Below are 19,633 nucleotides of genomic sequence, written 5' to 3' on the forward strand. Positions count from 1 at the left end.
ACGCAGCCGCTCTTCAGCGCTAGGCGGCGCGCAGCGTGCGTGCCGCGGCGACCATCGCCTCGATCGCCGGCTTCACCTCGTCCCATTTGCGCGTCTTCAACCCGCAGTCCGGGTTCACCCAGAGCTGCTCGGGCCTCAGATGCTGCTGGGCCAGCCGCATCAGCTCGACCATTTCGGCCTCACCCGGCACGCGCGCGGAATGGATGTCGTACACGCCCGGGCCGATCGCACTCGGGTAGCGATACTTCGCGAACGCCTCCAGCAGCTCCATCTGCGACCGCGCCGTCTCGATCGAGATCACGTCGGTGTCCATCGTACCGATCGACGGCAGGATGTCGTTGAACTCCGAATAGCACATGTGCGTGTGGATCTGGGTGCCGTCCGCCACGCCTGCGGCCGAGAGGCGGAAACAATCCACCGCCCAGTCGAGATACTGCTGCCAGTCCCGCTTCCTGAGCGGCAGGCCCTCGCGCAGCGCCGCCTCGTCGATCTGGATCGCCCGGCATCCGGCCGCCTCCAGGTCCTGCACCTCGTCGCGGATCGCAAAGGCGATCTGCCGGCAGGAGGTCTCGCGCGGCTGGTCGTCGCGCACGAAGCTCCAGTTGAGGATCGTGACCGGCCCGGTGAGCATGCCCTTCACGGGCTTGTCCGTCAGCCCCTGCGCAAAGCGCCACCAATCCACCGTCATCGGGTGGGTACGGCGGACGTCCCCGAACAGGATCGGCGGCCGGACGCAGCGCGAGCCATAGCTCTGCACCCAGCCGTTCACCGTGAAGGCGAAGCCCGCCAGCTGCTCGCCGAAATACTGCACCATGTCGTTGCGCTCGAACTCGCCGTGGACGAGCATGTCGAGCCCGACCACTTCCTGCCAGCGGATGGCGCGCTCGGTCTCCTCGCGCAGGAACTGCTGGTAGCCGGCATCGTCGAGGTTGCCGCGACTATGCTCGGCACGCGCATGGCGTACCTCGGCGGTTTGCGGGAAGGAGCCGATCGTGGTGGTGGGGAAGGGCGGCAGGTCGAGCAGTTCGGCCTGCGCACGCGCGCGTTCGGCATGGCCGGATCGGCGCTCCCGCATGTCCGGCGTCGCCTGCGCCACCCGCGCCTGCACCGCCGCGTCATGGATGCGCGGCGACACCTTCCGGTTCGCTGCCGCCTCCGCCGCCGCCGCGAGTGGCCGGGCCACGCTGTCCCGTCCTTCGTTCAGCGCGCGCTTGAGGACGGTCAGTTCCTCCACCTTCTGAACCGCAAAGGCGAGCCACTGCTTCACCTCGGCGTCGAGCTTGGGCTCGAGCGTAAGGTCCACCGGCACGTGCAGCAGCGAGCAGGACGGCGCCAGCACCAGGTCGCGCGATGCCGCAATCGGTGCCACGCGTTCCAGCACCGCGTTCAGGTCGGCACGCCAGACGTTGCGCCCGTCGATCACGCCCAGCGAAAGCAGCAGGTCCTTGGGTGCGGCCCGCAGGACGGCATCGAGCTGCCCGGGCGCGCGAACGAGGTCGACGTGCAAGCCCTGCACCGGCAGCGCGGTCGCCAGGGCCAGATTGTCCTCCAGCCCGCCGAAATAGGTCGTCAGCATCAGCTTGGGGCCGGACCGCTGAAGCGCCGCATAGGCGCGGGTAAAGGCGGCGCGCTGCTGCTCCGAAAGATCGGTGGCCAGGATCGGCTCATCGATCTGCACCCACTCGGCCCCGGCGTGCGCGAGATGGCCCAGGATCACGCGGTAGAGCCCGAGCACCTCGTCGAGCAGGTCGAACGGATCGATGCCGTGCCCCTTAGCAAGGCTCAGCCAGGTGATCGGGCCGAGCAGCACCGGCCGCGTCTCATAGCCCTGCGCCTGGGCTTCCCGATATTCCTCGACCACCTTCAACCGGCCGAGCGCGAGCTTGCGGCCGGGTTCGATCTCCGGGACGATATAGTGGTAGTTGGTGTCGAACCACTTCGTCATCTCGCCGGCGGTCACCGAACCATGCGCATGGCCGCATCCCGCGTCCTCGCCGGTGGTGCCCCGCGCCATCGCGAAATAGGTGGCCAGGTCGGTGACCCCGTCCGCCGCGCCATAGCGGCTCGGGATCGCGCCCAGCATCACGCTGGTGTCCAGCACATGGTCATAGAGCGAGAAGTCGTTGGACGGCAGCCAGTCGGCCCCCAACGCCTTTTGCCGCGCCCAGGCCGCGGTGCGCAGGCCCGAGGCGGCTTCCTGCAACTCGGCTTCGCCGATCCTGCCGGACCAGAACTTCTCCAATGCGAACTTCAACTCGCGGCGCGGACCGATGCGGGGAAACCCCAAGGTCGCGATCGTCACTGTCATGTCTTCAACCCCGAAGAGGGCGAAGCGCCGGACCGAGCGCAGGCAGGCACGCGCCAGGGATCGCCCGGCCGCACACGCACGCGACCAGACCGGGCACCCCGCCGGTGGACGTTATGGCGTCAGAGGCAGGTCTCCTGGCTCGCGGGTCAGCACGGACGATCCGTCTTCCCAAGACGCGGGACGCCTCAGTGACATGGTTGGATCGCCGCTCGCCGCTTACAGTTGCGGGGGCAGCGCCGGCCTTGCCCCATCAGGAGCGCACCGGCTTCCCGTCTTAGCTCCGGCGCAGGCAAGCGCCCGGCCGGAGAACCTCGACGCACCAAGCATCGGCAAAAATCATGGTCCGGTCAACCATCATATAAAGAAATCTTTATATGACGTCTGCCGAACCCTTTCGCCGGTTGGAAAACGGGGGCGGACGCAGGGGTTCCGCCGCCCGGTCAGAAGGCGTGGCGCATGCCGATTACGACGTTGCGGCCACGCAGCGGCGACTGCTCCTTCACGAAGGAGGTGTGGACGAACGCCAGTTCGTTGAGCAGGTTGCTGCCGCGTGCGTAGAGTTCCACCGCCCGCGCGCCGCCCAGGTCCATGCGATAGCTCAGCGTGGCGTTGAGCATGTCGTAGCCCGCCGTCGGCGTCTCGTAGGAGGCGACCTTGTCCTGCTCGAACGTGCGATAATATTCGACGTCACCCGAAAGCGGTCCGGCGGCAAGGTCATAGCGCGCGCCCAGCCGGCCCGGTGGGATGCGCGGCAGGTTGTCGTCCTCGCGCTTCAGCTTGGCATCGACATAGTCGCCGAACACCGTCACCCGCGACTGGGGCGTCAGCTGATAGCTGAGTTGGCCGTCGATCCCGGCGAAGCGCGCATCCGCCGCCGTGTAGATCAGGAAGTCGTGCGGGACGCCGGTCTCGGTCTCGGTCTCGATCAGGCGCGCGAAGACATAGTCGTCGACCTCCTGATAGAACAGGCCGACCTCGAACTCGAACGGACCGCCCGCCTTGCGCAACGTCAGGTTGATCGCGTCGGTGGTCTCCAGAATGTCTTCGGCGGACAGCCCCTCCTCGCCGAGGATCGGGTTCCCGACCGCAAGCCCGAGTTCGTAGCTGTTGGTCGCCAGGTTGTTGCCGCGCGCGTACAGCTCGCGCACGCTGGGCGCGCGTTCGGTATGCCCCAGTGAAAGCGCGAGGCCATATCCGCGCCCGATGTTCCAGTTTGCTGCAAGCGAGGCGGAGAAGGGATCGTGCTTCACGGCCGGATTCCGGGCGCGGAACGCGTCCACGTCCTCGCGCTCCAGGATCTGCCGCCAGTCCGGCCCATACCATTCGGCAAAGAGGTCCTGCAGCTCGGCATCGAGGGTGATGCGATAGGGCGGCACCGTCACGTCGACTGTGCGCCAGTCCTTGCGAACCGCTGCTTCGACGTCGACCGAGCCGAACGACCGCCGCTCCGACAGGAAGATGCCGAAGTTGTCGGTGAGGTAATCGGGACTTCCGTCAAAGCCATAGGCTCCGTCCGGAAAGGGCTTGTGCCGGTCGTTGACGTTGATGCCGCCGAACCGGCCGTCGGTATATTGCACCCCCAGCACGCCGGTGAAGCCGAGGACGGGCTTGTGCGTCAGCTCGAGACGCCCGTCCCAGACCTCGTTGGTGTAGCGGCTGAACAGCAGCGCGCCGTCGATCTCGTCATGGGCATAGTCGGTGTAGGAGAGGCGCGCGCGCGTGTGGGAAAAGCCCGGCAGCAGGTCGTCATAGTCGGCCCGGACATCGACCCGGTCGCTGCGCAGCTTGATATAGGCCGTGTGGTCGTCGGGGGAGCCGAACGGATCCTCCCAGCTGCCATGTGCCCCGCAATGCAGGTCCAGCCCGTGCGTGTGGCAGACGCCGTTCAGATGGCTGTGGCCGGGCAGCCCATATTCGCTCTCGATGCGCGAATAGGCGGCGCCGACATAGCCCTTGGCGGTGATCCAGGACGCGCCGAACGCATAGCTGGTGCTCTCGGCAAAGGAATCGCGCAGCTTGTCGGAGCCGTAGCTGTCGGGCACGTCATAGTCGTCCGCCGCTCGACGTGCTCCCTCGGCATGGAGGGCGAACTGGCCGATCCCCGCCGTCACGCGGCCGACGACGGTCTTCTCTTCGTCGCCGGTCCTGTATCGCACCTCCGTCGCACCGGTGAGGCCGCCGACCGGCACCACCTTGGGCACCTTGCTGTCGATCAGGTTGATCGCGCCGTTGGTGGCATTGCCGCCATAGCGGGTCGCGGCAGGCCCGCGCTGGATCTCGATGGCGTCGAGCAGCAGCGGATCGGTGGTGATGGCGTGATCCGGCGACACCGACGCCACGTCGAACAGGTTGGCGCCATCGGTCAGCACCTCGATGCGGGGCACCGTCTGGCCGCGGATCACGGGACGCGAAGCGCCCCCGCCGAAATTGTCGAGGTGCACGCCCGGCAGGCCGGCGAGTGTCTCGCCCAGGCCGCCTTCACGGCGATGCGCCAGTTCGTCGCCGGCGAGCACCTGCACCGGCAGGGCATTCTCCTCCTCCGTCTCCAGCGATCGGCCGGTGACGACGATCTCGCGCGTGCCGAGGTGGCCGCGCGCGTCGACTTCCGCCTCTTCACCCCCGGTTACCGCCTCCTGCGCCCACGCCGGGGCCGGCGCACCCGCCGCAAGGACAGTCGTCGTCAGCAGCGCTGCTGCGCCGCGGCGCATGTTTCGAAAACCCATGATCTTGCTCCCCACCTTTTTGACCGGTGTCGTCTAGGTGATGTTATATCGTTAAATCAAGATGCGTAGTGCTCCTGTACGCTCCCGCTGCGGAACGGCCGCGCCACGGCTTTCGTTGAGGCGCAAACGGTGAGGAGCAAGCAGATGGCCACGACACAGCAAGCATCTTCGGGGAATGTCGGCCGCACGGTCGCGATCGGCGCGGCGACGGGAGTGGCCGCCGGCCTCCTCGCCAATTTCCTGCGCAAGGCGGCGGTACAGGCACCGACGGTGATGGCCGGCCGCTGGGACAAGGCACTGGCGGCCGAGCATGCCGCGGCTCTCAAGATCTTCGACCTGCTGGAAAAGACGAAGGACGAGGACACCGCCCGCCGCGCCTTTCTGCTGATGCAGTTGAAGCATGCGATCAGCAAGCATGCGTTCCAGGAAGAGAACGTCGTCTACGCGATGATGCGCGATCAGGGCCTGACCGAGGCGGCGGACCATCTCAATCACGAACATGGCTATGTGAAGCAGTATTTCTTCGACCTGACCGAGATGCCCAAGGACGATCCCGCCTGGCTCCCCAAGCTCAAGGAGTTCCGCGTCCTGATCGAAAGCCACATGCGCGAGGAGGAACAGGACCTCTTCCCGAAGCTGCGCGATCAGCTGTCGGAGACGCAGAACAAGCACATCACCGCCGCGATGAACAAGGAAGGCCTCAAGCTCGCCTGAGGGCGCTTCCCTTCATCCCGGCCGCGGCCGCCGCTCCGAATCCCAGCGGAGCGGCGGTCACCGCTCTGCCTTGCGGCCCCGCGCGCGAACGGCGAGGCCCAGCGCCGCACCCGCCAGGGCAACGGCCCCCAGCGCAATCCCCGGGTGCGTGCGGGTGGCCGTGAAGGCGCTGACCGACCGCCCCTTCTGCTCGCCCTCGGTGACCCCGTCCTTGCCGTCCGGCGCGTAGAGATTGCCCGGGCTCACCGGCACCGGCTGCGCGGGGTTGGCCAGCAGCGCCCCCATGTTCTGCGCGACCCGGTCGAACAGCAGCGGCACCAGCTGGGCGCCCAGCACCTGCAGCTTGCCGACACCGCCAACCGTCAGCGACCGCCGCGGGTGCTGCGCCGCGTCCAGGATCGCGTCTGCCACCAGCGACGGTGCGTAGAGCGGCGGCGGCAGCTGCGCCTTGTATCCGGTCAGGTTGCGACCGTGCTGGGGGAAGGGGGTGCCGACCGGGCCCGGCTTGATGAGGGTGATCGACACCGGCGCACCCTCCGCCATCATCTCCAGTCGCAGCGAATCCGTAAAGCCCTTCACCGCATGCTTGGACGCCGTGTAGGAGGAGATGACAGGGGACGGCATGTCGGAGTTGATCGACCCGACGTTGATCAGCGCGCCGCCGCCGGGCTTCTCCTTCAGGTGGCGCAGCGCCGCCAGCGATCCGTACACCACCCCCCAGTAATTGGTTTCGAACACCTGGCGGTGGTCGGCGGTGGGCGTCTCCAGCGCTGCGGCATAGACGCCGATCCCGGCATTGTTCACCCAGGTGTCGAAGCCGCCGAAGTGGTCGATCGCAAACGCCGCCGCGCGCTCGACTTCCTCCTCCTGGCCGACGTCGGCGACGAAGGTGACGGCGGTGCCGCCGGTGGTCTGGATCTGGTCCCGCACGCGCGCCAGCGCGTCGCCGTCGCGCGCGATCAGCACCACCCGCGCGCCTGCCGCGGCCGCCCGGCGGGCGGTCTCCAGCCCGTGGCCGGAACTTGCGCCGGTGATGACGATCACCTGCTCGGAAAGCGGCTTCAACTGGGCCTTCATGCTACCTCGTCTGGTTGGGCGACGCCGTGGAAGGCGGCGCCGTGCGGGCGCAGAACGAGCCGCCGTTGCGATCCGATCCCTCGCGGCTCTGGCGGCGGCGAGGGCGCTTGGCTATGCGGGCACCTTGCAGGGGAGGGGGCGAGAATGAACGTACGGAACGGCCGGGCCAGGGGCATGAAGCTGGCGGCTGCGGTGCTGCCGCTGCTCTTGGCCGCCTGTTCGGACGAGGCGCCGCGATCCGACCCGGCACTGCCGCCGCACGCCGCCGCGACCAGCCTTCCGCCCGCGATGCTCGGCCGCTGGGGAGAGGACGCGGCCTGCGCCCAGCCGCTCGAGGTGGCGGCGGATCGCATCGCCGACGCCCGCATCGACGCAGTCACCACCGCCGCCGACGGCGCGGTCGACGTCGATACTTCGGCCGAGGTCGACGGCATCACCACGGGGCGGCGCTATCGGCTCGCACGCTCCCGCGGCGAGCGGCTGGCCGTCACCGTCGACGGCATCACCACCACCCGCATCCGCTGCCCGTGACCCCGGTCGAGGCCGGCCCCGCGGACGCCGCCGCCGTGGTCGCGCTGTGGCAGGCGGCCGGGCTGACGCGGCCCTGGAACGATCCCGCTGCCGATTTCGCCCGCGCGCTTGCCGCCGCGGACTCGGCGGTGCTGGTGCTGCGCGACGGCGCGGCGCTGATCGGCAGCGTCATGGTGGGCTATGACGGCCACCGCGGCTGGGTCTATTATCTCGCCGTCGCCCCCGATCGCCGCCGTCACGGGCTCGGCCGCACGCTGATGCTGGCTGCAGAGGCATGGCTGCGCGCCCGCGGCTGTCCCAAGATCCAGCTGATGGTCCGCACCGGCAATGCCGATGCGCTCGCCTTCTACGGTCGGCTGGGGCTCGCCCCGCAGGACGTCGTCACCCTCGGCCGCTTCCTCGCGCCCGAGCCTGCCTGACCGGGCACGCGCGCCCATCCCGAAACCTTCGCGCCGCGGCTCGCGTTCCAGTCCCTGGTCTCGGCCGCCTCGCGCTCACGCGATCCGACCGGCTGCCGGGAGAGGCGGATGGCGCACTTCATGTTCTGCACGGGGATCGAGAGCAGCATCCCCACCATCGACAACGGCCGGGTACGCGTCGACCAGATGGAATCCTGCGGCCATTATGCGCGTTGGCGGGAGGACTTCGACCTGGTCCAGGATCTCGGCATCCACTTCCTCCGCTTCGGCCCCCCGCTCCACAAGACGCTGCTGGGGCCGGGCAAATATGATTGGGAGTTCGCCGACCTCACGCTCGGGGATCTCCGCCGCCGCAACATCACGCCCATCGTTGATCTCTGCCACTTCGGCGTGCCGGACTTCGTGGGCGACTTCCAGAACCCCGATTTCCCGCAGCTCTTTGCCGATTATGCGGCCGCCTTCGCCCAGCGCTACCCCTGGGTGCAGCTCTATACCCCGGTGAACGAGATGTTCGTCTGCGCGGTCTTCTCCGCGCTCTACGGCTGGTGGAACGAGCAGCTTGCGAGCGACCGCGCCTTCGTGACCGCGCTCAAGAACATCGTCTATGCCAACGTCCTCGCGATGCGGCGCATCCTGGAGCATCGCGCCGACGCGCTGTTCATCCAGAGCGAGTCCTCGGAGTATTTCCACGCCGACAGTCCGGCTGCGATCCGCCCTGCCGAGGTGATGAACGCCCGCCGCTTCCTCAGCCTCGATCTCAACTACGGCCGCCGGGTCGACAGCGCGATGTACGAATATCTGCTGGATAACGGCATGACGCGCGAGGAGTACCACCGCTTCCACGGCAACCGGCTGAAGCAGCACTGCATCCTCGGCACGGACTATTACTGGACCAACGAACATCGCATGCACCAGGACGGCCACAGCTGGGCCTCGGGCGAGGTGTTCGGCTACAGCGAGATCACCCGCCAATATTACTGCCGCTACGGCCTGCCGGTGATGCACACCGAAACCAACATCGCCGAGGGGCCGAACGGCGACGAGGGCGTCAACTGGCTGTGGAAGGAATGGGCCAACGTCCTCAGGCTGCGCAACACCGGCATCCCGACGGTGGGCTTCACCTGGTATTCGCTGACCGACCAGATGGATTGGGACACCGCACTCCGCGAAAAGAACGGCCGGGTGACGCCGGTCGGCCTCTACGACCTGGACCGCAACATCCGCCCGGTGGGCAAGGCGTACAAGCAGCTGATCGCCGACTGGCGCGACGTGCTGCCGGCGCAGAGCCTGTGCCTGGTGGTCCCGGTCGTGCCGCCCTCGTGCAGCCACCCCACCGGACCATGACCGCCGGCGAGCCGGTCGATCGCCCGCGCACCGGCCATCTCCCGGCAATCGAAGCGTCCGCTATGCCGTGCCCCTCCAGTCGGGGCTACAGCGCGAGCCTCGGTAGGACGGGGCGAGGGCGGCCGTTTTGGCACGCCTCCTCGCCCGCTATTCCTCGGCCGAGCTGTCCTTGTCGTCGCCGGTCTTGTCGGGCGACTTCTTCTTCGACGCCTTGCGCGCGCCGGTCCCGGTGGCGCCGCCGCGACCGGTGCCGGTGCTGCCCCTCGCACCATCGCCGCCCTTGGTCGTGATCGCGCCGGGATTTCCGCCTGCACCTTTCTGAGCCATGTCGAGTCTCCGTCAGGGAAGACAATGCAACCCGCCGGCCCAGTCCCCAGTTCCGCCGCGGGGCTGACGCCTAGTAGCGGGCAGCCAGCGACCCCAGGTTGCGGACGTTGACGGCAGAACGCCAGCACGCCAGCGTACCTCCCATGAAGCAGCTGACATTGTTGATGCTTGCGCTTGCTGCCGCCTGCTCAGTTGGATCGGCGGGGAATTCCTCTATCGAGGATAGCCGTTCAAGGCAGTCCCCGGCGTCGTCGCAGCCGGCGGTCGTCCCGACAGGGTATGTCACCGATGCCGCCGGCATTATCGATGCCACGCGAGAAGAGGCGCTTTCCAAGCGTCTGTACGCGCTTGAACAGGCGACGGGTCATCAGATGGTCATCGTGACCGTCCCTTCGCTGGACGGGCAGGACATTTCCCACTTCACGACCGCTTTGGCCAACGCCTGGGGGATCGGGCGGGCAGAAAACGACGACGGCGTCGTCCTCCTCGTGGCTCCCAACGAACGCAAGGTACGGATCGCGGTCGGCTACGGCCTTGAGAAAACCCTGCCCGATGCGCTTTGCGGCCACATCATCGAGGAGCAAATGCTGCCTCGCTTCCGGCAGGGCGACCTGGCAACGGGGATCGAAGCCGGAGCGACGGCCCTGATCAATCAGCTGACCTAGACTCGGGATCGCTCGCGTCCCGTCCTCCCGATTGCCTGAGTTGCCGGCGCTGGTGCGGCTGCGCGCAAGTTCCCGATCCCGCTTCACAGCTATCAGCGCCCTCGTTACTGAGGCCGCCACGAATTGGGGCAGTAACTTCGGGGGGAATGACTTTGCGCACCGTGTGGATCAAGGTTCTGGCGTCGGTTTCCGTGTCGATGCTCGCCTGGGGCGCCGTCCCCGCGGATGCGCAGTTCGGCATGCTCGGCGATCTCGCCAAGCGTGCGGGCGTCTCGATGCCCAGCCTGCGCAAGGAACCGATCACCACCAGCCTTCCCGACGCGCGCTGGGGCGATCCCAGCCAGGACGGGTTCGTGCCGCGGGAGCCCAAGCGTAACCTCGCCGAACTGCAGCGCACGCCCAATGGCGGCTTTGTCCTGCAGCCGGGCTATTACAGCTTCCACGACCAGAGCTACTGCCTGCACGCCGGCACCCACGGGCCGGGCAACGGCGACGGCTATCTCTATGCCCCGCCGCTGGGCGCGGCCAAGGATGCGGTGATCACCATCGTCCGCAACTCGGTCCAGCACCCGGAGATCGATCAGCACACCATCCAGGCGCTGCTGTGGGCGATCCTGTCGCGCGCGAAGCTGGAGGACATGTCCAACGAGCATCGCGCCGCCGCCGCCCAGCTGCTGACCCCGCGCCAGCTCGCCGGCCTCAACCGCGGCGTGCTCGACATGCTCTCGTCCGGCCCGATCGCCGACAACCTGCCGGCCGAGGTGCGTGCCGTGCTCCGGGCGGAGGCGGACCTGCGCCAGATGCTGACCACCCCCGGCACCAGCTACAGCGAGCTGGAGCGCGTGGCGGTACTCGCCGGCATGGCGCCCGTGGGCGCCGGCAGCCGCGACGTGCCGACCGGCCGCTGGAGCCACCATCCGGACGGTTATTGGGTCCGCTACCTGCCGAGCAGCTACACCAATACGGTGGTCGAGATCTGGGTCCCCGCCGATGCACCCGGCGCCGGCAAGGAGTTCGACCCTGCCACCCACATCGCCGTCCCGGGCAACACCGCGCGCCAGCGCCTCATCCAGTCCGGCCGCGCCTACCGCGCCAGCTGACCGGGCGCGGCTCGTAGGGGGCGCTGCAGTCATCGGCTAACAGGCTGCCTCTCCCCTCCCTGGAAGGGAGGGGCCGGGGGTGGGTACCGCCGAGGCACTCGGCGGTCGCCTTTCTCGACCCTCGCGGCTACTCCCGGGCCAACCCAAACCACCAAGGACCCGATGTGACCGCCACCCTGTACGGCATCCGCGCCTGCGACACGATGAAGAAGGCGCGCAGCTGGCTGGAGGAGAAAGGCGTCGCCTTCACCTTCCACGACTACAAGACCGCCGGTGTCGACCGGCAGGCGCTGGAGCGGTGGGTCGACCGGCTCGGCTGGGAGGCGCTGCTCAACCGCTCCGGCACCACCTTCCGCAAGCTGCCCGAAGAGCAGCGCGCCGACCTCGACCGCGACCGGGCAATGGCGATCATGCTCGCCAACCCCTCGTCGATCCGCCGCCCGGTGCTGGAGGATGGGGATGCGCTGCTGGTCGGCTTCAAGCCGGATGCCTATGCGCAGCACTGGCGCTGATCGGCGCGAGTGACTGGCGCGCTGGCGCCGCACCCTCTATTCCGCCCCCATGTCCACCACCTCCTCCATCGAGCGCGGCGCGCGTCGTGCCGATCCCGCGTCGCCTCCTCCCAAGCGGCTGACCGTGCCCGCGCTCCGCGCCCGCAAGGGTGCCGATGCCGAGCCGCTGGTGATGATCACCGCCTATACCGCGCGCATGGCGCAGCTGCTCGATCCGCATTGCGACGTGCTGCTCGTCGGCGACAGCCTGGCGCAGGTGATCTACGGCCTGCCGTCGACCGTGCCGGTCACGCTGGAGATGATGGCGGCGCATGGTGCGGCGGTGGTGCGCGGCAGTGCCCATGCGCTGGTCGCGATCGACATGCCCTTCGGCAGCTATGAGGCGAGCCCGGCCCAGGCGTTCGAGAGCGCCGCACGGCTCCTCAAGGAAACCGGCGCCGCCGCCGTCAAGCTGGAGGGCGGGGAGGCGATGGCGCCCACCGTGCGCTTCCTTACCGAGCGCGGCATCCCCGTGATCGGCCACATCGGCCTGACGCCGCAGGCGGTGAACCTGCTCGGCGGCTATGGCGCGCGCGGCCGCAGCGAGGCGGAGGCTGCCAAGATCGTCGCCGACGGCGTCGCGATCGCGGACGCGGGCGCCTTCATGGTCGTGATCGAGGGCGTGCTGGAGCCGATCGCGATCGCAGTGACGGACCGCATCGCCTGTCCCACCATCGGCATCGGCGCGTCGGCGCAGTGCGACGGCCAGGTCCTGGTGGGGGAGGACATGCTCGGCCTGTTCGATCGCACCGCGCGGTTCGTGAAGCGCTACGAAGATCTCGCCGGCCGTATTTCGGCCGCGGTTGAGGCCTATGCGGGGGAGGTGCGGTCGCGTGCGTTTCCCAACGCTGAACACCTCTATCAACCCAGGGTTTGAACGGCTTTCGTTTCCCTTCCCGCGCGGCTAGATAGCGCGCTTCGTTCGCCGCACGCATGGAGTAGGACTTGGCGCTCACCCCCCAGAATAACCAGGCCTTCCTGCGCGAGGTCGACGAGGAGCTGCGGCGCGACCAGGTGGCGAGCTTCGGCCGCCGCTACGGCCTGTGGGTCGCGGTGGCGATCGTCGCGGTGCTGGCGGCGTTCGGCGGCTGGATCTGGTGGCAGCACCACCAGAAGGAGAAGGCGGCCGAACAGGGCGTGCTGCTCCAGCAGGCGATGGACGACCTGGGCGCGAGCAAGGTCAATGCCGCCACGAGCGCGCTCGCCAAGCTCGAGAGCTCGGGCAGCGACGGCTACCGCGCCTCGGCAAAGTTCGTGCAGGCCGACATCCTGCTCAACAAGCAGGACCTGAAGGGCGCCGCCGCCAAGTTCGCGGAGGTCGCAAACGACACCTCGCTTCCGGGCGAGTTCCGCGACCTTGCGCTCCTGCGCCAGACCGCGGCCGAATATGACACGTTGAAGCCCCAGGCCGTCGTAGACCGGCTGCGCGGCCTCGCCAGCAAGCAGAGCCCCTGGTTCGGCAGCGCGGGCGAGATGGTCGCGGTCGCCTATATCCGCCTGGGTCGCCGTGACCTGGCCGGCAAGATGTTCGGGGAAATGGCCCAGACCGAGAGCGTGCCGGAATCGATCCGGCAACGTGCGGTTCAGATGGCGAGTGCTCTTGGCGTAGACGCGCCCGCCTCCAAGGCGCCGACGACCCCCACCTCAGAGGAAAAGAACGCAGGATGAGGACCAGCGCGAAGCTGATGACGGCCGTGGCAGCGCTTTCGCTGCTGGGCGGCTGCGGCATCTTCAAGGGCGATGGCAAGCGCAAGACGCCGATCCTTGGCGAGCGCGTGCCGATCCTGTCCGCGGAGAATGACGTGACGGTCGATCCGTCGCTCGCCGCGGTGCAGGTGCTGCTGCCGCCCCCGGTCGCCAATGCCGACTGGACCCAGCCGGGCGGCAACGAGTCGAAGGCGATGGGCCATCTCGCGCTCGCCGCTGCGCCCAGCCGCGTGTGGACCGCCCGCATTCCCGGCGGCACCACCCGCGTCCGCCTGGGCGCCGCCCCGGTGGTCGCCGGCGGCCGCCTCTACGTCATGGACGTGGAGGGCGTCGTCCATTCCTTCGACGCGACGACCGGCGCTGCCGGCTGGACCGCCAACACCGTCAAGGATGCCGACAACGGCAACCAGGCGGCGCGCTTCGGCGGCGGCGTGAGCGTCGGCGAAGGGCGCCTGTTCGCCACCAACGGCCTCGGCGACGTGGTCGCGTTCAACGTGGCGGACGGCGCGGAGGTGTGGCGCGCCAAGCCGGGTGGCCCGCTGCGCGGTGCGCCCACGGTCGCCAACGACCAGGTCTATGTCGTCAGCCAGGACAACCAGCTGTTCGCGCTGGCGCAGGCAGACGGCACCGTCGTCTGGACTCAGGCCGGCTCCGTCGAGAGCCAGGGCGTGTTCGGCGTCGCCGCCCCCGCCTCGGCGCAGGGTACGGTCGTCGCGGGCTTCTCCTCGGGCGAGCTCAACGCCTATCGCTACGAGAACGGCCGCTCGCTCTGGGCGGACAGCCTCTCGCGCACCAGCGCCACCACCTCGGTCTCCTCGCTCGCCGACATCGATGCGGAGCCGGTGATCGACGCCGGCCGCGCCTATGCGGTCGGGCAGGGTGGCCGCATGGTCGCGCTCGAGGTCACCAGCGGCCAGCGCCTGTGGGAGCAGAACCTCGCCGGCATCTCGACGCCCGCCGTCGCCGGAGAGTGGCTGTTCGTCGTCACCGACGATGCGCGCCTGCTTTGCGTCGCGCGCGGCAGCGGCAAGATCCGCTGGATGCACCAGCTGCCCCGCTACCAGAACGAGAAGAAGAAGAAGGGCCCGATCCTGTGGGTCGGCCCGGTGCTCGCCGGCAATCGCCTGGTGCTCGCCACCTCCGAAGGCCAGCTGGTCTATGCCTCGCCCGAGGACGGCACCGTCAGCGCCACCGTGGAGGCTTCCAGCGGCCCGATCGGCCTGTCGCCGATCGTCGCCAACTCGACCCTTTACCTGCTCGATGACTCGGGCACGATCAGCGCTTGGCGCTGATCGCTGCTGAAAACGGACATGCCGCTTCCTACCGTCGCCATTATCGGACGCCCCAATGTGGGCAAGTCGACGCTGTTCAACCGGCTCGTCGGCAAGCGCCTGGCGCTTGTCGATGACCAGCCCGGCGTCACGCGCGACCGGCGGGAGGGGGATGCGAACCTGCTCGGGCTCGAGTTCCGCATCATCGACACCGCAGGGTTCGAGGATGAAGACCCGCAGAGCCTGCCCGGCCGCATGCGCCAGCAGACCGAGGCCGCCGTCATGGACGCCGACGTCGCGCTGTTCATGATCGACGCGCGGGTCGGCGTGACCCCGCTCGACGAGGAAATCGCCCGCTGGCTGCGCGCCGCCGATCGCCCCGTCATCGTGCTCGCCAACAAGGCGGAGGGCCGCGCCGGCGAGACTGGCGTGATCGAGGCGATGGCATTCGGCTTCGGCGATCCGGTTCCGCTTTCGGCCGAGCATGGCGAGGGTGTGGTCGACCTGTTCGACGCGCTGCGCCCGTTCGTCGACCGCGAGGACGAGGAAGAGCCGGAGGAGGATCCCGAATCCCCCGACGCGCCACTCAAGCTCGCGATCGTCGGGCGCCCGAACGCGGGCAAGTCGACGCTGATCAACCGCATGCTCGGCCAGGACCGGCTGATTACCGGGCCCGAGGCCGGCATCACCCGCGATTCGATCGCGATCGAGTGGGAATGGGAGGGCCGTCCGGTCCGCCTGATCGACACCGCCGGCATGCGCAAGCGCGCCCGCGTGCAGGAGAAGCTGGAGAAGCTCTCCGTCGCCGACGCGCTGCGCGCGGTCGACTTCGCCGAGGTCGTCGTGCTGCTGCTCGACGCCACCCGCGGGCTCGAGGTGCAGGACATCAAGATCGCCGATCGCGTGCTGCAGGAAGGTCGCGCGCTGGTGATCGCCCTCAACAAATGGGACGTGGCCGAAAACGCCTCCAGCCTGTTCAACGGCGTCAAGGGTGCGCTGGAGGAAGGGCTGGCCCAGGCAAAGGGTGTGCCGCTGCTCACCGTCTCGGCCTTCAGCGGCAAGGGCATCGACACGCTGCTCAAGGTTGCGTTCGAGACGCGCGAGGCGTGGAGCCGCCGCGTGTCGACCGGCCAGCTCAACCGCTGGTTCGATCGCGCGATCGAGGCCAATCCGCCGCCCGCGCCTGGCGGCAAGCGCATCAAGATGCGCTACATCACCCAGAACAACACGCGCCCGCCCAGCTTCGTGCTGTTCGGCACGCGCGTCGACATGCTGCCGGAAAGCTACAAGCGCTATCTGATCAACGGCATCCGCCGCGAATTCGATTTCGGCGCGGTGCCGGTGCGACTGAACCTGCGCGCGCCCAAGAACCCGTTCGACAACAAGGACGGATGATCGACGCCCGCGGCCTGCGCTGCCCCTGGCCGGCCCTGCGCCTGGCCAGGGCGCTCCGCCAGGGGGAGCACCCGGAGCCGTTCGAAGTGCTCGCCGATGATCCCAATGCCGAACGCGAGATGCGTGCCGTGGCCGAGGCCGCCGGCCGCCGCCTGATCCGCCTCGCCGACGCACGGTTCGAAGTCCGTCCCGCCGCCTGAGCCGCGGCGGATTGCCACCGGCGACCCGCTGGCGTACCATCACCCCGTTCTCGGGAGTTTTCGAAATGATCCAGCGTCACCGCTAAGGCGGCAAAACCTGCGCCAGCGGAGCGATCCGCCGACCGGACTCTGTTTCGAGAACATCATGCAACGACTGAAGAACAAGACGTGCGTCGTCACCGGCGCTGCGCGTGGCATCGGCCGCGCCATCGCCGCCCGCTTTCACGACGAAGGGGCGATCGTCATCGCGACCGACATCGACGCCGCCATGGGGGCGGTTGCGGCCGCCGAAATCGGCTGCCGGTTCGAACCCCTTGACGTGCGCGAGGAAGGCGACTGGGCGCGGCTGGCCGGCATCGTCCCGGTGGCCGATGTGGTGGTCAACAATGCCGGCATCACCGGGTTCGAGGCGGGCATGGTGCCCCACGACCCCGAACACGCCAGCCTCGCCGACTGGCGTGCGGTGCATCGCGTCAATCTCGACGGCACCTTTCTCGGCTGCCGCTACGCGATCGGCGCGATGAAGGGGGCGGGAAGGGGCTCGATCCTCAACATCTCCTCGCGCTCGGGACTGGTCGGCATCCCGGGTGCGGCCGCTTATGCTTCGTCCAAGGCGGCGATCCGCAACCACAGCAAGACGGTGGCGCTCTATTGCGCGCAGCAGGGCTGGCAGATCCGCTGCAACTCGATCCACCCGGCCGCCATCCTCACCCCGATCTGGGAGCCGATGCTCGGCAGCGGCCCCGATCGCGAGGCGAGGATGCAGGCGTTGGTGGCCGACACCCCGCTCAAGCGCTTCGGCATGCCCGACGAAGTCGCCGCGATCGCGGTGACGCTCGCCTCGGACGAGGCGACCTACGTGACTGGCACCGAGATCCACGTCGACGGCGGCCTGCTGGCAGGGTCCGCCGCTTCCCCCGGCTGACCGCAGCGGCGGGCGCGGCCGACCGCGCCCGCCGCCTTTGGCCTAGCCGCGACCACCTCCCGCCGGGCGGTGCTGCCGCAGCCAGCCGGCGACATCGGTGACGGCGATCCCCTGCGCTGCGTTGAACGTCCGCTCCCGGTCCCAGGCGACCCCGGTATCGCGTGCGAACGCCAGCCGGTAGGCGCGCATGCCGTCCCCCGGATGCGCCGCCGCGTCCGCACGAAGCTGCTCCATGCTCCAGAGCACGCGCTCCACCGGCCGCTCCAGATGCGCCTCCACCCGGTCCGCCAGCTCGGCATAGGAGACGGTGTCGCCCGCCACGTATACGACCTGATCGTCCAGCCGCGGCTGATGCGCCAGGATCGCTGCCGTCAACCGGCCGATGTCCTCAGGCGTGGTCACCGTCAGCCGATGCTCCCAGCTGCCGAGCGCATGCACCCGGTCATGCTCCAGGTCGACCAGCCCGAACGCTGGCTCGAACAGGAAGCTGGTGAACATGCCCGTCGAAACGATTGTCCAGCGCGTGCGCGACTGGCCGCGCAGCAGGTCGCGCACATCGGCCTGCTCGTCGAACACCGGCTGGCCGCTGCCGCGTCCCACCACGTCATAGTCGACGCCGAACTGCCAGGGCACGTATCGCTCCACTCCTGCCTTCAGCACGGCCGCGGTGATCCTGCGCTGGGTGCCGGGCCCGCCGACGAACCCCGTGCAGCAGATCACGGTGTCGAAGCGCGCAAACACCGCGGCAAGCGCGTCCTCCGTCTCCGTCGCCAGGTCCGCGCGAACGATGTCGATGCCCAGGCTGTGCAACCGTGCCTCGATCCGCTCCTCGGCGGCAGGGTCCTGCCGGGGCCGCAGCAGCACGCTCAGCGTGCGTCCGTCCGCCGTGCGCCGGTCGGCGAGCGCCTCCAGCATCGCCATGCCCAGTTCGCCCGCGCCGAGGACGAGCGTGGCATCGGTCTTGGGTTCGGTGTCGTGCATTCGTATCTCCTCCAAAGGGGAGGGGGAGATGGCCCGCCGATCCGCGAGCAAAAGAAGGCACAGGCGTGATACCGCAGCCGAAAAGCAGCTTCGAAGACGTGATCGCCCAATCGCAGGCGGCCTGTGCGGCGCTGAGCGACGCGGACGATGGCCTGAAGCGGGAGGTGCTGGCCCATGCCGGCAACCGCTGGTCGCTGGGCATCGTCCATGCGCTGGGGGTCGCGGGAACGCTTCGCCACGCGGAACTTGCCCGGCGGCTGGACGGGGTCACCCAGCGCATGCTCACCCGCACCCTGCGCCAGCTGGAGCGCGACGGACTGATCGCCCGCCACGACTATCGGGAGGTGCCGCCGCGGGTCGACTATCGGCTGACGGAGCTTGGGCGCGGGCTGCTGGTGGGCATGCTGCCGCTCTGGACCTGGGTGATCGACAACGCAGACGCGTTTCGAGCCGCCCGACGCCGATTCGACGGCGCGGATGCGGACCAGGGCTGAGCCAATCCCTCCGCGCACAAAAAAAGGGCCGGCGTCGCCGCCGGCCCCATCTTTTCGGAAACGGGTAGGGAGGCTCAGCCTTCCTTCACGTCATATTCCGACTTCGCATTGAGGGCGATGTAGTTCTCCAGGCCCATGCGCTCGATCATCTCGAACTGGCGCTCCAGCGTGTCGACATGCTCTTCCTCATTCTCGAGGATCTCGGCGAACAGGTCGCGGCTCACGAAGTCGCGGACGCTCTCGCAGTACGCAATCGCCTCGCGCAGCTGGGCGACAGCCTCCAGCTCCAGGGCCAAATCGGCCTTGATCGCCTCGACCACGGTCTCGCCGATGCGCAGGCGGCCGAGCAGCTGGAAATTGGGCAGGCCGTCCAGGAAGAGGATGCGCTCCGCCAGCCGATCGGCGTGCTTCATCTCCTCGATCGATTCCTCGCGCTCGAACTTGGCGAGCTTGTACACCCCCCAGTGGTCGAACATCCGGTAGTGCAACCAATATTGATTGATCGCCGTCAGCTCATTGCGGAGCGTTTCGTTGAGAAACTCGACGACCTTGGGATCACCCTTCACGTTCACATGCCCTTGCTGGTAAATTATGGGCGTGAATCTACGGTGCTGATCCCGGTTTGAACAGGCGGAAAACGGCAGAAATCTGCGGTTTTTCTACCTGCAAGCGTCACGCAATCGCGCGCTCCTCGTCGATGATCTCGCGTGCGAATGGCACGCATTGTCCGCACTTCGCCTGCCGGCCGAGAGCGCGATAGGCCTGACAGGCACTCATCGCGCCGGACCGCGCAGCCCGCCGGACTTCGTCTTCCCGAATCGCATTGCAAACGCAGACGACCATTGCCGATTCCTTGTTGACCGGGACCGGGTAGCGCCATTGCGAACTGCTCGCAACTGTT

At 68.4% G+C, this 19,633-nt stretch carries 21 protein-coding genes and 1 riboswitch; of the genes, 14 read left to right on the plus strand and 7 right to left on the minus strand.

Annotated features, from left to right (window positions below):
- Nucleotides 1-19: 19 nt before the first annotated feature.
- Both metE and EDF69_RS07525 read right to left on the minus strand, forming a co-directional pair.
- Nucleotides 20-2,308, minus strand: coding sequence for a 5-methyltetrahydropteroyltriglutamate--homocysteine S-methyltransferase (metE, locus tag EDF69_RS07520; protein ID WP_132884395.1), 2,289 nt, complete (start codon nucleotides 2,306-2,308; stop codon nucleotides 20-22).
- A gap of 107 nt (nucleotides 2,309-2,415) precedes the next feature.
- A riboswitch (cobalamin riboswitch) is annotated at nucleotides 2,416-2,636 on the minus strand.
- Between the two features lie 112 nt (nucleotides 2,637-2,748).
- Nucleotides 2,749-5,031, minus strand: coding sequence for a TonB-dependent receptor domain-containing protein (locus EDF69_RS07525; protein ID WP_132884396.1), 2,283 nt, complete (start codon nucleotides 5,029-5,031; stop codon nucleotides 2,749-2,751).
- A gap of 144 nt (nucleotides 5,032-5,175) precedes the next feature.
- Here EDF69_RS07525 and EDF69_RS07530 point away from each other — a divergent pair, with 144 nt between their 5' ends.
- Nucleotides 5,176-5,745, plus strand: coding sequence for a hemerythrin domain-containing protein (locus tag EDF69_RS07530; RefSeq protein ID WP_132884397.1), 570 nt, complete (start codon nucleotides 5,176-5,178; stop codon nucleotides 5,743-5,745).
- Nucleotides 5,746-5,802: 57 nt separating this feature from the next.
- Here the strand turns inward: EDF69_RS07530 and EDF69_RS07535 are convergent, their stop codons facing one another.
- Entirely contained in the window at nucleotides 5,803-6,822 is a 1,020-nt protein-coding gene (locus tag EDF69_RS07535) for an SDR family oxidoreductase (protein ID WP_132884398.1), read from the minus strand.
- Nucleotides 6,823-6,966: 144 nt separating this feature from the next.
- Here EDF69_RS07535 and EDF69_RS19600 point away from each other — a divergent pair, with 144 nt between their 5' ends.
- The 3 genes from EDF69_RS19600 (at nucleotide 6,967) to EDF69_RS07545 (ending at nucleotide 9,116) form a co-directional block, all read left to right on the plus strand.
- Complete coding sequence (locus tag EDF69_RS19600; protein WP_239555362.1) at nucleotides 6,967-7,353, plus strand: hypothetical protein; 387 nt, start codon at nucleotides 6,967-6,969, stop codon at nucleotides 7,351-7,353.
- Entirely contained in the window at nucleotides 7,350-7,772 is a 423-nt protein-coding gene (locus tag EDF69_RS19605) for a GNAT family acetyltransferase (RefSeq protein ID WP_339538020.1), read from the plus strand. The genes EDF69_RS19600 and EDF69_RS19605 overlap by 4 nt, the downstream gene beginning before the upstream one ends.
- Nucleotides 7,773-7,880: 108 nt before the next feature.
- Nucleotides 7,881-9,116: a family 1 glycosylhydrolase gene (locus tag EDF69_RS07545; protein ID WP_132884400.1), complete on the plus strand. Its 1,236-nt coding sequence runs from the start codon at nucleotides 7,881-7,883 to the stop codon at nucleotides 9,114-9,116.
- 147 nt (nucleotides 9,117-9,263) lie between these two features.
- Here the strand turns inward: EDF69_RS07545 and EDF69_RS07550 are convergent, their stop codons facing one another.
- Nucleotides 9,264-9,443 carry a hypothetical protein gene (locus EDF69_RS07550; RefSeq protein WP_125961375.1) on the minus strand — a complete coding sequence of 60 codons (180 nt, stop codon included), beginning with the start codon at nucleotides 9,441-9,443 and terminating at the stop codon, nucleotides 9,264-9,266.
- A gap of 143 nt (nucleotides 9,444-9,586) precedes the next feature.
- Here EDF69_RS07550 and EDF69_RS07555 point away from each other — a divergent pair, with 143 nt between their 5' ends.
- The 9 genes from EDF69_RS07555 (at nucleotide 9,587) to EDF69_RS07595 (ending at nucleotide 17,257) form a co-directional block, all read left to right on the plus strand.
- Nucleotides 9,587-10,108: a TPM domain-containing protein gene (locus EDF69_RS07555; RefSeq protein ID WP_132884401.1), complete on the plus strand. Its 522-nt coding sequence runs from the start codon at nucleotides 9,587-9,589 to the stop codon at nucleotides 10,106-10,108.
- A gap of 146 nt (nucleotides 10,109-10,254) precedes the next feature.
- Nucleotides 10,255-11,208, plus strand: a complete 954-nt coding sequence (locus tag EDF69_RS07560; protein ID WP_132884402.1) for a hypothetical protein — start codon at nucleotides 10,255-10,257, stop codon at nucleotides 11,206-11,208.
- 164 nt (nucleotides 11,209-11,372) lie between these two features.
- Nucleotides 11,373-11,720 (plus strand): ArsC family reductase, encoded by a 348-nt coding sequence (locus EDF69_RS07565; protein ID WP_132884403.1) that lies wholly within the window; start codon nucleotides 11,373-11,375, stop codon nucleotides 11,718-11,720.
- Nucleotides 11,721-11,769: 49 nt separating this feature from the next.
- Nucleotides 11,770-12,636: a 3-methyl-2-oxobutanoate hydroxymethyltransferase gene (gene panB, locus EDF69_RS07570; protein WP_132884404.1), complete on the plus strand. Its 867-nt coding sequence runs from the start codon at nucleotides 11,770-11,772 to the stop codon at nucleotides 12,634-12,636.
- A 68-nt stretch (nucleotides 12,637-12,704) separates the two neighbouring features.
- Complete coding sequence (locus tag EDF69_RS07575) at nucleotides 12,705-13,427, plus strand: tetratricopeptide repeat protein (protein WP_132884405.1); 723 nt, start codon at nucleotides 12,705-12,707, stop codon at nucleotides 13,425-13,427.
- The gene (locus tag EDF69_RS07580) at nucleotides 13,424-14,758 is read left to right on the plus strand and encodes an outer membrane protein assembly factor BamB family protein (protein WP_132884406.1); all 1,335 of its coding nucleotides are present in this window, start codon (nucleotides 13,424-13,426) and stop codon (nucleotides 14,756-14,758) included. Before EDF69_RS07575 ends, EDF69_RS07580 begins: the two co-directional genes overlap by 4 nt.
- 18 nt (nucleotides 14,759-14,776) lie before the next feature.
- Nucleotides 14,777-16,132, plus strand: a complete 1,356-nt coding sequence (der, locus tag EDF69_RS07585) for a ribosome biogenesis GTPase Der (RefSeq protein ID WP_132884407.1) — start codon at nucleotides 14,777-14,779, stop codon at nucleotides 16,130-16,132.
- The gene (locus tag EDF69_RS07590; RefSeq protein ID WP_132884408.1) at nucleotides 16,129-16,332 is read left to right on the plus strand and encodes a sulfurtransferase TusA family protein; all 204 of its coding nucleotides are present in this window, start codon (nucleotides 16,129-16,131) and stop codon (nucleotides 16,330-16,332) included. The genes der and EDF69_RS07590 overlap by 4 nt, the downstream gene beginning before the upstream one ends.
- Before the next feature lie 145 nt (nucleotides 16,333-16,477).
- Complete coding sequence (locus EDF69_RS07595; protein WP_132884409.1) at nucleotides 16,478-17,257, plus strand: SDR family oxidoreductase; 780 nt, start codon at nucleotides 16,478-16,480, stop codon at nucleotides 17,255-17,257.
- A gap of 42 nt (nucleotides 17,258-17,299) precedes the next feature.
- On the opposite strand, the gene EDF69_RS19800 is transcribed toward EDF69_RS07595, so the two are convergent.
- Nucleotides 17,300-18,238 carry an aromatic alcohol reductase gene (locus EDF69_RS19800; protein WP_132884410.1) on the minus strand — a complete coding sequence of 313 codons (939 nt, stop codon included), beginning with the start codon at nucleotides 18,236-18,238 and terminating at the stop codon, nucleotides 17,300-17,302.
- Between the two features lie 65 nt (nucleotides 18,239-18,303).
- Here EDF69_RS19800 and EDF69_RS07605 point away from each other — a divergent pair, with 65 nt between their 5' ends.
- Nucleotides 18,304-18,732 carry a winged helix-turn-helix transcriptional regulator gene (locus EDF69_RS07605; RefSeq protein WP_132884411.1) on the plus strand — a complete coding sequence of 143 codons (429 nt, stop codon included), beginning with the start codon at nucleotides 18,304-18,306 and terminating at the stop codon, nucleotides 18,730-18,732.
- 74 nt (nucleotides 18,733-18,806) lie between these two features.
- Here EDF69_RS07605 and bfr read toward each other — a convergent pair whose 3' ends face one another.
- Both bfr and EDF69_RS07615 read right to left on the minus strand, forming a co-directional pair.
- Complete coding sequence (bfr, locus tag EDF69_RS07610) at nucleotides 18,807-19,298, minus strand: bacterioferritin (RefSeq protein ID WP_125961468.1); 492 nt, start codon at nucleotides 19,296-19,298, stop codon at nucleotides 18,807-18,809.
- A 106-nt stretch (nucleotides 19,299-19,404) separates the two neighbouring features.
- A complete protein-coding gene (locus EDF69_RS07615) occupies nucleotides 19,405-19,575 on the minus strand; it encodes a (2Fe-2S)-binding protein (protein ID WP_125961363.1) in 171 nt (56 codons plus the stop codon).
- Nucleotides 19,576-19,633: the final 58 nt, after the last annotated feature.

The sequence above is a fragment of the Sphingomonas sp. JUb134 genome, assembly GCF_004341505.2.
GTDB lineage: Bacteria > Pseudomonadota > Alphaproteobacteria > Sphingomonadales > Sphingomonadaceae > Sphingomonas.

Bases quoted from the DNA above. Each gene is read 5' to 3' on its own strand.
- EDF69_RS07595 (WP_132884409.1), top strand. From the start codon at position 16,478: ATGCAACGACTGAAGAACAAGACGTGCGTCGTCACCGGCGCTGCGCGT.
- EDF69_RS19600 (WP_239555362.1), top strand. From the start codon at position 6,967: ATGAACGTACGGAACGGCCGGGCCAGGGGCATGAAGCTGGCGGCTGCG.
- EDF69_RS07615 (WP_125961363.1), bottom strand. From the start codon at position 19,575: ATGGTCGTCTGCGTTTGCAATGCGATTCGGGAAGACGAAGTCCGGCGG.
- EDF69_RS07555 (WP_132884401.1), top strand. From the start codon at position 9,587: ATGAAGCAGCTGACATTGTTGATGCTTGCGCTTGCTGCCGCCTGCTCA.
- EDF69_RS07545 (WP_132884400.1), top strand. From the start codon at position 7,881: ATGGCGCACTTCATGTTCTGCACGGGGATCGAGAGCAGCATCCCCACC.
- EDF69_RS07535 (WP_132884398.1), bottom strand. From the start codon at position 6,822: ATGAAGGCCCAGTTGAAGCCGCTTTCCGAGCAGGTGATCGTCATCACC.
- EDF69_RS07550 (WP_125961375.1), bottom strand. From the start codon at position 9,443: ATGGCTCAGAAAGGTGCAGGCGGAAATCCCGGCGCGATCACGACCAAG.
- EDF69_RS07580 (WP_132884406.1), top strand. From the start codon at position 13,424: ATGAGGACCAGCGCGAAGCTGATGACGGCCGTGGCAGCGCTTTCGCTG.
- EDF69_RS07525 (WP_132884396.1), bottom strand. From the start codon at position 5,031: ATGGGTTTTCGAAACATGCGCCGCGGCGCAGCAGCGCTGCTGACGACG.
- EDF69_RS07530 (WP_132884397.1), top strand. From the start codon at position 5,176: ATGGCCACGACACAGCAAGCATCTTCGGGGAATGTCGGCCGCACGGTC.
- panB (WP_132884404.1), top strand. From the start codon at position 11,770: ATGTCCACCACCTCCTCCATCGAGCGCGGCGCGCGTCGTGCCGATCCC.
- metE (WP_132884395.1), bottom strand. From the start codon at position 2,308: ATGACAGTGACGATCGCGACCTTGGGGTTTCCCCGCATCGGTCCGCGC.
- der (WP_132884407.1), top strand. From the start codon at position 14,777: ATGCCGCTTCCTACCGTCGCCATTATCGGACGCCCCAATGTGGGCAAG.
- EDF69_RS07590 (WP_132884408.1), top strand. From the start codon at position 16,129: ATGATCGACGCCCGCGGCCTGCGCTGCCCCTGGCCGGCCCTGCGCCTG.
- EDF69_RS19800 (WP_132884410.1), bottom strand. From the start codon at position 18,238: ATGCACGACACCGAACCCAAGACCGATGCCACGCTCGTCCTCGGCGCG.
- EDF69_RS07560 (WP_132884402.1), top strand. From the start codon at position 10,255: ATGACTTTGCGCACCGTGTGGATCAAGGTTCTGGCGTCGGTTTCCGTG.